The organism is Paenibacillus sp. FSL K6-1318 (genome assembly GCF_037976905.1).
Taxonomy (GTDB): domain Bacteria; phylum Bacillota; class Bacilli; order Paenibacillales; family Paenibacillaceae; genus Paenibacillus; species Paenibacillus amylolyticus_A.
The window spans coordinates 4,097,812-4,111,375 of record NZ_CP150270.1 but is presented as its reverse complement, the minus strand read 5'-3'; the positions used below and the strand labels follow the sequence as shown (position 1 = coordinate 4,111,375).

General features: G+C 45.5%; 10 protein-coding genes. 7 read left to right on the top strand and 3 right to left on the bottom strand.

Annotated elements, in window-relative coordinates:
- Nucleotides 1–81 precede the first annotated feature (81 nt).
- Nucleotides 82–237, bottom strand: a complete 156-nt coding sequence (locus tag NYE45_RS18085; protein WP_076331448.1) for a DUF1540 domain-containing protein — start codon at nucleotides 235–237, stop codon at nucleotides 82–84.
- 309 nt (nucleotides 238–546) lie between these two features.
- Between NYE45_RS18085 and NYE45_RS18080 the strand changes: the two genes are divergently transcribed.
- Nucleotides 547–1,359 (top strand): ATP-binding protein, encoded by an 813-nt coding sequence (locus tag NYE45_RS18080; protein WP_340013518.1) that lies wholly within the window; start codon nucleotides 547–549, stop codon nucleotides 1,357–1,359.
- A gap of 97 nt (nucleotides 1,360–1,456) precedes the next feature.
- Here the strand turns inward: NYE45_RS18080 and NYE45_RS18075 are convergent, their stop codons facing one another.
- Entirely contained in the window at nucleotides 1,457–2,923 is a 1,467-nt protein-coding gene (locus NYE45_RS18075; protein ID WP_340013517.1) for a HAMP domain-containing sensor histidine kinase, read from the bottom strand.
- The gene (locus NYE45_RS18070) at nucleotides 2,908–3,594 is read right to left on the bottom strand and encodes a response regulator transcription factor (RefSeq protein WP_062835107.1); all 687 of its coding nucleotides are present in this window, start codon (nucleotides 3,592–3,594) and stop codon (nucleotides 2,908–2,910) included. Before NYE45_RS18070 ends, NYE45_RS18075 begins: the two co-directional genes overlap by 16 nt.
- A 192-nt stretch (nucleotides 3,595–3,786) precedes the next feature.
- Between NYE45_RS18070 and NYE45_RS18065 the strand changes: the two genes are divergently transcribed.
- From NYE45_RS18065 to NYE45_RS18040, 6 genes are all read left to right on the top strand, one after another.
- Nucleotides 3,787–4,503: a YceI family protein gene (locus NYE45_RS18065; protein ID WP_076331452.1), complete on the top strand. Its 717-nt coding sequence runs from the start codon at nucleotides 3,787–3,789 to the stop codon at nucleotides 4,501–4,503.
- A gap of 258 nt (nucleotides 4,504–4,761) precedes the next feature.
- Nucleotides 4,762–9,129 (top strand): glycosyl hydrolase 53 family protein, encoded by a 4,368-nt coding sequence (locus NYE45_RS18060; RefSeq protein ID WP_340013516.1) that lies wholly within the window; start codon nucleotides 4,762–4,764, stop codon nucleotides 9,127–9,129.
- A gap of 484 nt (nucleotides 9,130–9,613) precedes the next feature.
- The gene (locus tag NYE45_RS18055; RefSeq protein ID WP_340013515.1) at nucleotides 9,614–10,657 is read left to right on the top strand and encodes an SPFH domain-containing protein; all 1,044 of its coding nucleotides are present in this window, start codon (nucleotides 9,614–9,616) and stop codon (nucleotides 10,655–10,657) included.
- A 71-nt stretch (nucleotides 10,658–10,728) separates the two neighbouring features.
- On the top strand, nucleotides 10,729–11,703 hold the full coding sequence (locus NYE45_RS18050) for a sugar kinase (protein WP_340017396.1): 975 nt from the start codon (nucleotides 10,729–10,731) through the stop codon (nucleotides 11,701–11,703).
- Between the two features lie 83 nt (nucleotides 11,704–11,786).
- Nucleotides 11,787–12,500, top strand: a complete 714-nt coding sequence (locus NYE45_RS18045; protein ID WP_340013514.1) for a response regulator transcription factor — start codon at nucleotides 11,787–11,789, stop codon at nucleotides 12,498–12,500.
- Nucleotides 12,497–13,495 carry a sensor histidine kinase gene (locus NYE45_RS18040; RefSeq protein WP_340013513.1) on the top strand — a complete coding sequence of 333 codons (999 nt, stop codon included), beginning with the start codon at nucleotides 12,497–12,499 and terminating at the stop codon, nucleotides 13,493–13,495. The genes NYE45_RS18045 and NYE45_RS18040 overlap by 4 nt, the downstream gene beginning before the upstream one ends.
- Nucleotides 13,496–13,564 lie beyond the last annotated feature (69 nt).

Below are 13,564 nucleotides of genomic sequence, written 5' to 3'. Positions count from 1 at the left end.
TAATAATTATCATTCTTGTTACAATAGACAAAGAAAAAAGGAACCGGTAAGGGCTCCTTTAAGTGGATCATATGCAATTTCTTATTTCACTTCGAAAGTTTTGCAGTCTGTTTCAGCAGACTGACGAACTTCATCTTTGGAAGTGTGGCTCACGATGTAGATCGAAGAAGCGTTACATTTGTTTTCTTGAGCCCAGTGACGACAGGAATTAACTTCACACAATACGTCTTTTGCCATGATTGTTAACCTCACTTTGATTGGATTACATTCGTTGGTATAAAGAATCCGGATATAGCAAGTTGCCGCTTGCGAATCTGGAAAAATTTGTTGCTCTCATGAAATTTAGAGGGCTTTTTTTGCGTTATACACAACGATGCATACTTAGAATAGCAAATTTTCTTGATGCTTGCAACCAAATGCCCCCCTTCTGTGGCAAAATAGTGGACGTGCTGTGGTTATATTTGCAAAAAGGCAGTAATGTGCTATTATTTAATAGTAATAATTACGATTAAAATTAAAACCGTAAATGAAGGAGCATGTGTATACATGAGCAAAATAAATCATATGAATCGGATTCCACGCGCGAAAGGGATCGATATGGCGGCTTTTTACACGCCGAAAGAGTGTAGGCGCAAAGCCCAGCATATTGTATTTTCCGCTGAAAATGAACGGATCATTAATGAATTCATCACCATTCTAGCCATGAAAGAGAAGTTCAGAGAGCATGATGTATCGATCCCCAACAAAATGGTCATGTTTGGGCCTCCGGGCACGGGAAAAACATTAACGGCATCGCATCTGGCTGAGCGCCTTGATTTACCATTGGTACTCGTGAGATTAGATGCAATCATTCATAGCCACCTTGGGGAGACAGGGAGTAACGTGCGGAAGTTATTCGAATATGCACGAATGAATCCCTGTGTGTTATTTCTGGATGAATTTGATGCCATAGGCCGTACACGTGAGAGTAATGATGAAGTGAAAGAGATGGCTCGTGTCGTCAATACATTGTTGCAATGTCTGGACGAATTCGATGGGGACAGTATTCTGGTGGCTGCGACGAATCTGGAAACCCAACTGGATCACGCCATATGGCGGCGTTTTGATACCAAGATGACCTATGGTATGCCTGATGATACAAGTCGCAGATTGTATATCACCAAGTTGGTGGGGGCATTTGAACAGGAAAGCCAGCTGGAAGATTACATATGTGAACGCTTGGCAGGGTGCAGTTATGCAGATGTCGAGCAGATTGTTCTGAAAGCAAAGCGGAAAGCGATAATTGCCAGCAGTGCACTTCATAAGCAATTGGTCTCGGATGCTTACGATGAATACAGGCCACGTGTATTAGAGTGTTGAGTGCTTTTCTTTTTGGATAAAGAAGAAAGGAACAACGATGAATTAGCCCAGTCTCCTGAATGGAGTCCTGGGCTAATTGGCATGTTAGCGTGGTGCGTTACACTTTAACGGCTGCTCCGTATGCCTTTTCTGTAGTGATGGCTTCTTGCGTTGCAGTCCAGCGTGGCAGGCTTAATCTGAACATGCTCCCTTCCGGGCTGCTGGAGACAAGTGTCAGTTCACCGCCCTGTTCCTGAGCGAGTAAGCGACTATATGTTAATCCTAGTCCCAGGCCGCGGTTACGACGTTTTTTGAGTTCTCCACGATAGAACCGTTCGAAGATTTTGGGTTGATCTTCTGCCGGGATGCCTGTGCCGTTGTCCTTGACGTCAACGTACAGCATCTGTTTTTCTGCGCGTAGATAAATATCGAAGACAGCCTTTTGTTCAGGAGCTGTGGCATGAAGTGCATTATTGAGCAAATTGACAATGATCTGCTGAATGCGGAGAGCATCTCCCATCGTAAAGAACGTAACTGGAGGGGAGTGCAGCTGAACCTCTGGCATTTTATCCTCGTACGCAATCTTCCACTGATAGATGATCTCACCGACCAATAGCTTCAGATCCGTTCGTTCCTTGCGAACAGCAACACTTCCTGCAGCCATTGCGTTATAGTCAAGCAGATCTGCCACCATCCGCTCCATACGTTCGGATTCCTTCAAAGCGATATCCAAAAATTCTTTTCCTTCCTGTGGACTCACGACATCGTCACGTACTGCCATAACGAGTCCCTTAATGGAAGTTACCGGTGTCTTGAGTTCATGGCTTACCCCTGCCAGCGAAATTGTGCGCCATTCTTCGAGTTGTTGCAAACGAGTGGCCATATCGCGGAATGAGTTTACAAGTTCGTTGATCTCACGCTCTCGTGTATTCAAATCAAGACTCACATCATAATTACCACCTCGAATCTGCTCAGCGGCATAGGCAACCTGACGAATAGGTCTGGATAACTTACTGGACAGGAGATAGATCGTAAACCATCCACAGAGAATGAGTCCTCCGAGGATTAGAGCAACGAGCCATATGGTCTCTGGACCAAATGTAATGGATTGTTTCGACTGCATGACCCACACTTTACCCATGGTTTGATCACCTTCGGATATGTTGACCGTTACACCTGCATATTTGTTATTGCGCGGTTCACGATAGTCGTCTGACAGTCGATAATGCACATCTTTTTGCTCCATTTTAGGCTGGGAAAAGATCAATTGATTATTGTTGTCCAAGATCATGACACAAAAATAATGATCTGTATTGAATAGTTTCTCTCGCTTGGTTACCATTCTGTCCAAATCGGGTGGAACCTGAAGCACATTATTTTCACTGGTCACTCGATCTGCAATCTCCAGTCCAAGCAGTTCTGCGGTTTTGAGGCTTTTCTCAATTGAGGTTGTTCGAATCCAGTAGAGCGCCCCTGCCACAATAATGGTGAAACCGATGCACAAAATTAGAAAATATCGCAGTGTCCAGTGTGACAGAATAGATATCGATCGTTTGGGTTTCTTCTGTTTCAGTTGGCGATCCAAAATTGATACCCCATTCCTCGCAACGTCCGAATTTCTCCTGTTTCGGGTAACCAGTGGGAGAGTGCTTGACGAAGTCGTTTAATCGATAGATCCACAGCACGGTCACTGCCGTCATAATCCATTCCCCATACCTGTTCAATAAGATGATCCCTGGTGAAAGTACGGTTCGGATAATCGGACAGGAATAACAGTAGCGACAGGTCACGAGGTGTGAGTGCAACCTCTGCACCGTTCAACAGCACCTGCTTGGCAGCAAGATCAATGACGAGATTACCAAAGGAACGCTTCTCTTCACCACCTGAGGTCCAATGTGGATTACGGCGCAGCACAGCATTAACTCTGGCGACGACTTCTTCTGGTACAAAAGGTTTGCTCATATAATCGTCAGCACCGGCATTCAAGCCGTTGAGACGGTCTGAAATGTCATCCAGTGCGGTTAGCATGATCACGGGACAAGCACTTTTTTCACGAATAATCCGCAGCAGATCCCAACCGTCCATTCCTGGCAGCATTACATCGAGTAATACAAGGGAAGGCGTTACGGAATCAAAAAGGGTAAGTGCAGTCGGTCCATCTGCTGCATGATGAACTTCAAATTCTGCTTTTCTCAGATAAGCAGCCAGTACGCGTGCAATAGCTTGCTCATCCTCGACGATGAGTATGGATTTCAAGAAAAGCGATCTCCTTTCATTTCATAAGCTTGTACTGATTTTACATGAGCAAGAGCATAAAGCCAATCCTGTATTACGGATTACAAAAAAATGAGGGACTTGTCTTTTCTTGACTTCTTCCTGACACATTCGACTGGTAATATCCATATCAACAAGCAATCTAAACAATAATATACTGGAGGAAACATACAGATGAACAAGAAAGCGAAAGCATGGCTTATTACAGGTGTGGCGGCGGTTGCCGTAATCGGTGGCGGTGGTTACTATCTCACTAATAGTTACTTGGGGAACAACGTTGAGATCGAACAGGTACTGCCTGCAAGCACAGCGACTTCCACAACAGCAGTTGATAGCACAGGAGCGGTTGTTGCTAATGAAACAGCGACAGCAGAGCAGTTGAATGGAGACTGGAGCATCAGTGAAGGGTCCAAAGTATACTTCTCCGTAACCACTTCACAGGAGACCGTTAACTTTGTGGACGAGCAGGTAACAGGCAATTGGACAATTAATGTAGACGATGCTGCTCAGATGAAAGCAGAAGGACAGATCGAGATGGACGGAATTGATTCCGGAAATGGACAACGGGACGGTCACGTGAAGCAAGCCGACTTCTTCGATATTGCTACGTATCCACAAGCAACATTTACAGCGACTTCATTTGAAGGTGTGCCTGCGGAATGGCCTGTCGGTCAAACGGTTGATATCAAAATGAATGGTACCATTACGGTTAAAGGTATTGAAAAAGAAGTGACATTCGATGCAAAAGCCGCTTATGAGAATAACGAAGTATTGTTGTCGGCAACATCCATGGTAACGTTCGAAGATTTCGGAATGGAAAATCCACACTCCGTGGTGCTCTCGACTGAAAACGATATCCAGGTACAACTTGAATTGAAACTTTCCAAATAAGTGTAACAATGATCATATACTTAAAAATCTGTTCTGTTCTGCCTTAGGGTGGACGGACAGATTTTTTTGCTTTCTCTTGCAAAATAGCGTGATCGATATAGCTCAAATGTAACTGTCACAGGATCATATTGTTAAAATAACTGCTGTTTCCTTTGGATTATGCCGTGTCCCCTATCACTATTAAGCGCTTACAATGAGGAAGATTCATAACATTCATTGATCCATGCACAATCAAACACAAAAAGGGGGAGATCAAGAGTGAACAAAAGGTACATAAGCGGGTGTCTGGTATTACTAATGCTGTTCTGTGATCTGGGGTTGATGGTTCGTCCAGCGGCTGCAGAAGATGCAAAAGTCAACGTGGCACTTAACAAGGCGGTTACGGTAAGTTCGGAATATAAGGAATGGGGAAGTAACAAAGACCATTTGGTTGATGGTAAAAGTGACACGCATTGGACTGCTACGGCGGGAGTGACAACGGAACAACCACAGTGGGTCATGATTGATCTGGGTGAAGACTACAATCTGTCCGGAGCGGAAATAACATGGAGAGAAAACACGGTTGTGAAATATATGGTAGAAACCTCTGCTGACCAGCAGGCATGGACCAAAGTTGTTGATCAAGGTGAAAATGCCGATCCTAAACAGATCGCTGATCTGACGTTTGAGCAGAATGATGTGCGATACATCAGATTGAACATCTCCTTTTACAAGGGTGAGGGAGTCTGGCCAGAAATATTGGAGTTCAAAGTGTGGGGAGAAGCAGAAGGAACTGAACCAGCCAATATTAAAGGATATGATGAAATCGAAGTGAGAACGGTGACCAGAAGTGCACCAATTCTGCCCAACGAGGTAAAAGCACAGTTCCAGAATGGAAAATCGGGAATGGTACCTGTGGCATGGGATCATATCGATCCTATGGAATACGCCTCTGCAGGCGAATTTACGGTAACAGGAGTTGTATATGGTGCGCCTCCAGAGCCTCAGCTTAAAGCCAAAGTGATCGTTGAGGGATACCGTGCAGACTATGTGAGAGGTGTCGATATTTCCACGTTGACTGCCATTGAGGGCAAAGGTGGCAAATACGTGGACAGCAACGGTACAGAGCGTGATTTGCTTGATATTCTCAAGGATCGCGGTGTCAATTATGTACGTCTTCGTCTGTGGAATGATCCGCAGAAATCAGGGGGCTATAACGATAAGAAAGATGTAATTGAGCTAGCCGCACGGGTGAAAGCAAAAGGAATGAAAGTGCTGCTTGATTTCCATTATTCAGACGAGTGGGCTCATCCGGGACAGCAACTTCGTCCTAAAGCTTGGGAAAATTATACTTTCGATCAATTGAAACAAGCTGTATATGATTATACGTTTGAAGTTGTGAGTGAAATGAAAGCAAGGGGCGCCATGCCTGATATGGTGCAGATCGGTAACGAGATTAACAGTGGTGTACTGAATGGATTCAACAGCAGGGTAAACCCTCAGGAAAATTATGAATTGTTACAACGAGGTGTTGATGCTGTGCGTGCCCTCCAAGAAGAGGACCAGCATGTTCAGATTATGATCCATCTGGCTGAGGGTGGTAAAGCACAAATGTTTAAGGATTACTTTAGTGAACTAGAGAGTCGTGGGCTTGATTATGATATCATCGGACTTTCCTATTATCCGTTCTGGCATGGCACATTTGCCGATGTGCAAAAGACGATGAATGAAGTATCGGAGAAGTTCGAAAAAGACGTGATTATTGCCGAGACTTCCTATCCATTTTCCTATAAAAATGGGGATGCTCATGGCAATATCATTGGATCGGATGAAGCGCTACATGTTGGGGGAGCAACATTCCCTGCAACAGTTCAAGGTCAATATGATGCAATCGCTGGCATAATGGATATGATTGCTGACGTACCTGCCAACCGTGGAGCCGGGTTCTTCTATTGGGAGCCTGCATGGATAGCGGCGAATGTGGGCTGGATTGCTTCCGAAGGCGATGCTTGGGAGAATCATGCGATGTTCGATTATGATGAATTTCCTGGGAATGGTGGATACTCCTACGAAGGACGTGCCTTGCCATCACTGGATGTTTACAAGCGGGGGCTAGAAAATGTACCTGCGGATCGTCAGCATTTAGCGGCTGCAATTACACGTGCCGAAGGTTTGGTAGCTCCGGATTTTGAAGAAACGAGCTGGAACTCACTTGCTCCTGCGATTAAGGCAGCGCAGGATGTGTACAACCAAGCGTATACATCAACTGGAGTGACGCAATCGGACACCAATTATGCAACAGCTGCGCTTGAACAAGTTATGTTGCAAATGAACGTGATCCCTGCGAAGAGGGATTCCCTCCAATCTAAGCTGACTGATGCTCAGACTTACAAGGAGTCGGATTGGTCAGCCTTAACTTGGGATATTTTTGCCAAGGCTCTTGCTAATGCAGATAAGGTTATGACAGATCCTAGAGCAACCCAGACTGAAGTGAATGCTGCAGAGAAACGGTTGCAGGATGCGATAAACGGATTATCCGATGTAGATAAAACAAAATTGGCTCTGCTTATTGGTGAGACGCAACAGCAAAATGAATCTTCATATACTCATCGTAGCTGGCAAACACTAATGGATGCATTAGAGCATGCTATCACAGTGAGAGATAATCAAAATGCAGTACAAGCTGAGGTAAATCAAGCGCATGAAGTACTGCAACAAGCGAATCAGAGTCTCGTTCAGTTGCAAGCATTAACTACAGGTAAGACGGCGACGGCTTCAACAAGTGCAGGTACAGGGGACAATCAACCCAACTCCCCAGAAGGTGCAATTGACAGCAATCCCAATAGTTCATGGGGAACAGACCAGAGTAAAGGTAGCTGGTGGCAAGTGGATTTGGGACAAGTCGCAAACCTGCGCAAGATCGAAATGTCGATGTGGAGTGGCGGAATCAAATATAAGATCGAAGTGTCTAATGATAACAAAAATTTTGTGAAAGTGGTCGATACCACGAGCGACGTTGTCGTTTCAACAGCGCCAAGACACGTGTTCTCGAACAATACAGAAGCGCGTTATATTCTTGTAACGATTACAGAAGGTCCAGAATGGGTAGGGTTTATGGATTTTGAAGCATACGGTACGTTCCCGGCGGACAAATCTGCACTGCAAGCTACGGTAGATGCCGCTGAGAAATTAAAACAAACCGAATACACCACATCAAGCTGGAATGTATTTAGTAAGGCACTTTCTGAAGCGAAGGCATTCATTCTGGATGTTGAATCTTCAACGCAAGATGTAAGCAATGCGGATCAATCGTTACAAGATGCTATGAGTAAGCTTGTGCGTCAAGATGTAACACCTGGCCCTGGCCAGCCATCAGAACCAAGTGTACCTTCACAACCTTCCAACCCGGGAACAGCTCCTTCAACGGGGAATCCGGCTGTAACACCACCAGTTGAACCTGGTAATCCGCCAGTTAATGGTCTGATAACGGTAAAAGGAACAGCAACCGGGGATGACAAGTATTCGATTCGTCCAGATGTATCCCTATTAACTCAGGCACTGCAATCCATGGATGCAGGAAATCGTACGTTGAAACTGATTGCAGATGTGCCTGACACAGCCAAGACAGTCACATTCCAATTGGCTGCAAGTCAACTGGCAGCATGGGTTCGTTCCGAGAAAGTGCAATCTTTGGATGTAGTCGTAGGACCGACTACCGTTCGTGTTCCTCTAGAATCACTCCCGCTAACCATTACGGAGACTGAGGGAACGTTCGACATAGTAGTGGCAAAAGGATCAACAGATACACTGTCCACATCTCAAAAAGCAGCGATCGGTCATCATACGATTGTTGATGTGAATTTGTTAATGAACAATAAGCCATTGCCATGGACAAACAGAGCAGTTGAAGTTGTGCTATCCAGTGTGGAGCAACCTAAGAAGAATGATGTGGTTATGGTCGTACATTCCATATCTTCAAGTGGGGAAATGAAACCTGTTACGTACTCCAAGTACGATGACAAAACGAAGACGATGGCGTTCAAACCGCTGGAATCCGGCAGTTATGTCATTACAGAAGTTGAAGTACCATTACATGATCTGCAAAATTACAACTGGGCTCTCCAAGAAGTGCAGAACCTCTACGGTAAGGGAATTATTGCGGGGATGAGCACAACTCGTTTCGCCCCGCAAGGTGAACTGACCAGAGCACAATTTTTGCAAATGATTATTAAAGGTATTGGTGATACACGTCAGCTCGATCCATCTATCGCATTCCCAACAGATGTGAAGGAAGGGCAGTGGTATGCCGATTCAGTACGACTCGGAATTGAAATGAACATTATTCAAGGCCGAGCAGATGGAAGCTTTGGAGCCAATGAACGTATTTCACGAGAAGATATGGCTGTTATGCTGAATCGAGCGCTGCAGGTTTTACAACGTGATCAGGATGCGAACAATGCTGCACAAGGAAATACGGTGTTTGTAGACAACGCCGAGATCGCCGGATATGCGAAAGAAGCTGTAACTTCGATGCAACAACTTGGACTGCTAAATGGCATGCCTGATGGCACGTTTGCTCCGAAAGAAACAGCGAACCGTGCACAGGGAGCTGTTGCAGTCGCCAGGCTGATGGAACAACTGTATTAGAGGTAGTTCAAAAAGCCCGCTTTTGATTATGAAGGGTGATGCTTGATGGCATTATCAACACTCATGAATAGAAAATAACGAAGTAGCTAAAGAGATCGGATCATAGGATTCGGTCTCTTTATTTTTTTGTGAAAAGAGATTATATAAGTTTAACTATTGATTTACACGATAACGGAGAGGACAGAAAAAACTGAAAAAGCGAAGCGTTCGCCTAAAAGCTTTCTGAAAGAAAGCTACATCGGAAGCATATGCTATCACCGGATTTTCCCTTTAGAAAAAAATCTGGGAATAACAGCGATTAGAAGGTTATTCTGTCATCGGAGTGTCAGTGTAAATAATCTTTAGTTCAACTTATATAGAACGGACCCGCTTTCTTTAAATAGGCATCTAAACATTTTGTTAATGTCGTATTGACAATATCAATTTCATTTGTTATCATTTCGATAATATCAAAACGACAATATTAAGAAATGGGGAATGAGCCATGTTTGGATTTCGATTTGCGAAGTTTCAACCCAGTGAATATGTAATGAAGGTGAAAAATGGTGAGGTACAGCGTCAAGGTGTGGGATTATCCTTCTATTATTATGAGCCAACCACATCCGTAGTCGTTCTACCCGTGTCCTCGGTAGATGTACCGTTCATGTTCGAAGAGATTACGGCTGACTATCAGACCGTTACTGTGCAAGGGCAGCTAAGCTATCGCATAGTGGATTATTTGAAAATAACACAGAGCCTGAATTACACGTACAATTTGCGCAAAAATCGGTATATTTCCGACGACCCCGGCAAGCTGGACCAACGGGTGATCACCACAGCGAAAGTATTAACCAAGAAACATCTGGAGCAAATGCCGCTGAAGGAGGCCATTCAATCCAGTGAACGGCTGGCGAGCAGCATGAAACGCGAAGTAGTTCAAAGTGAAGAGTTGGAGAAACTGGGCGTTGAGCTGATGAGTCTATCCATCCTGGCCATTCTGCCTAACAAAGAGACGATGCGTGCATTGGAAGCACAAGCGCGGGAAGAGATTTTGCGTCAGGCTGATGAAGCGCTCTATGTACGTCGCAATGCTTCCATTGAACAGGAAAGACGAGTTAAAGAGAACGAACTGAACACCGAAATTGCCGTAGAGACAAAGAAACAGCAAATTCGTGAGACCCAATTGCAGGCAGAACGCTCGGTGAAACAGAAACAAAATGAGATGGAGCAGGAGCAGCTTCAGTTCAATACAGCGATGGAGGAACGTAAGCAGCAACTGATTGAGTTAACCATTGCCAATCACAATGCGGAAGCCGATGCCAAAGCATATGAGATCGCTGCCGTGATGAATTCGTTGCAACATGTACAGCCCAATGTACTGCAAGCGATGGCAAACATGGGCATGAATTCCGATAAGCTGATTGCACTTGCATTCCAGGAACTGGCTGAAAATGCAGGCAAGATCGGACAGCTTAATATCTCGCCAGATCTGTTGCAGGGGTTGATGTCTCCCGCGCCGGGCAGAGATCAGGGAGGTAGAGGGCGATGAGATTAGGAAGAAGAGAGCAGACAGAGCAAGCAGGGAAATCAGTACGTCATCAGGCTACGCCGGACGATCGAATGAGTGAACACAAGCTCATTCTCGTTAAGCGTCGTACCCGACTGGAAGAGTTGGTGGTTCGATATAACACGGTGCAGCAAGCTCAGTTCTATATTGAACGTCTGGGCGCAGATTTCAGTGATTATATGGAGGAAGACCGTCGTTATCGGTTATCCGTACAGCAGGCACAGCAGCAACTGGGTCAATTGGGACGGGTCCAGACGATTGATCGAGAACATGTGCCCAATTTTATCTTTGGAGAGCAGGATATCGTGGTTGTGGTTGGACAGGATGGGCTTGTAGCCAACACCCTCAAATACGTAACCGAGCAGCCGCTCATTGGTGTGAACCCGGACCCGATGCGCTGGGACGGGGTATTATTACCTTTTACCGTGGAGGATCTCAGCTTCATTGTCCCGGATGTCATTCGAAAACAACGATCCTTGAAAGAAGTCACCCTCGCCAAAGTGGAACTCAATGATGGGCAGTATCTATATGGTGTGAACGATCTGTTCATTGGTCGGAAGACGCATGTATCGGCTCGTTATGAAGTGCGTCTGGGTACATCCGCAGAACAACAATCCTCCAGTGGTATCATTGTATCCACAGGCATGGGATCAACGGGCTGGTTCAAAAGTGTGCTGGCCGGAGCTACCGGAATTGTAGGATCAGAAGCATGGCAGAACATGAATTCCGAAGCTGAGGTCGCTACAGCATCCGCATCCATTTATGGAAGCAGGCAGGAGCTGAATCATTTTAACTGGGATGCGCCGTACTTATATTTTTCAGTACGTGAACCGTTCCCAAGCCGGACGACAGCGGCCAACCTGGTCTTCGGACAGATCCATTCGAAGCAACCATTGCACATTGTATCCCAGATGCCAGAGGATGGTGTTATTTTCAGTGATGGGGTCGAGCAGGACTTTCTTGAGTTTAACTCAGGGGTTGAAGCTATCATTGGTTTGGCAGAGAAGAGAGGACGCCTCGTGGTCTGACCCTTTATTTCCAAGCTGTTTCCGACTAAAATGGGTAACTAGATGTGATACACTGACGTCAGGAAACGGAAAGAGGGTTAACGATGCAGTCGATATTGTTGGTTGAAGATGATGCCAAGCTTGCGGGCTTGCTGGCGGCTTATCTGACCCGAAATGGATTTCAGGTACAGATCACAGAAGATTTTCGTCTTGTACTGGATGAATTTGTGAAAATGGAACCGGATCTTGTGCTGATGGATGTGAACTTGCCTCAATATGATGGATATTATTGGTGCAGACAGATACGCACACATTCCATATGTCCTATTTTATTCATATCCGCTCGTGACAATGGTATGGATCAGATTATGGCGTTGGAACATGGAGCGGATGATTATATTACAAAACCTTTTCAATATGAAGTCGTTCTTGCCAAAGTCCGCAGTCAGCTGCGCAGAGCCTATGGTTCTTACGCTGCTGTCCAGCAGGAAGTGAAGGTGAAGAATGGTCCCATGATCCTCTATCCTGAGCGATTTGTACTGGAATATGATGAACGTTCTACAGAGCTAACACAAAAGGAAGCCATATTGGTGGAAGCACTAATGGCGAAGGCAGGGCGGGTTGTCAGCCGGGACAAATTGCTTGAACAGATGTGGGAAGATCAGCATTTTATTGACGACAATACGTTAAATGTCTATATTACACGTGTTCGTCGGAAGTTGAAGGAGCTGGGTGCGGAAGAGATTTTGGAGACGGTTCGCGGAGCGGGTTATCGCGTGTTGGATCTGGGTTCATCCGCACAGGGGAAAGGGATATGAGACTTTTTCTGAAAGACCACCAGATGTTAGTCGGATTTTATGTGCTGCAGATGCTGCTGGTTCCGTGTGTGTATTGGCTTTCTGGTGAGGATCGCCCAATGAAAATTGTCTTCTATGGCATGCTGATTAGTACGGTGGTGCTGATGATCTATCTGGTCATACGTTACTTCCAGTTGCGAGCGTGTTATCGTCTACTTCAACAACCACGTAAACGGGTAAACGAGCCTTTCCAAGCCCTTGGAAATTCGGTCGTGGCGGAAGCCATCCAGGAATTGTTACATGAACTGGAGCGTAATCGGCAGAATGAGATGGGTCAGTTACGTACGAGCAAGGAACAGCAGGTGGTATTCATGAATCGCTGGGTTCATCAGATGAAGACACCGTTGTCCATCATTCAACTGACCTTGGAGGATGTGGACGATGAGACGGCTGGCAGTATTCAGGATGAGCTGGATAAGCTGCGCAAAGGACTTGAAATGGTCTTGCATTCATCACGGCTTGAACAGTTCGAAGGGGATTTTCGTGTGGAGTTGTTGTCTTTGCAAGAAGTACTTCGGAGCAGTATAGCCGAGAACCGACGTTTATTTATTCGCAGAGGCATTACACCGGATATCCGGATGGAGGGCGACCTTCAGATATACAGTGATTCCAAGTGGCTGCGGTTCATGTTCACCCAGATTTTAACCAATGCCGTGAACTATTCCGATAGCAAATCAGGCAAAAAAGTGATCATTACTGGCTATAAGCAGGAAGATCGTACAATCCTGGACATTCAGGATGAGGGAATCGGCATCTCGTCCGAGGACATTCATCGCGTGTTTAATCCCTATTTTACAGGCGAACGGGGCAGGCAATACCACGAATCCACAGGGATGGGGTTATATCTGGTTCGTGAGATCAGTGCCCGACTGGATAATCGTGTGGAATTGTTTTCGGAGCCGAATGAGGGAACGTTAGTCAGATTCAGCTGGGTTCATACGAAATATCCGAAGTAAAGAGTGCTTTGCCCATGGGCGAGGTGCTTTTTTTAATGCACAGAAGTGTAATCGAGAAAACAGGGGAAC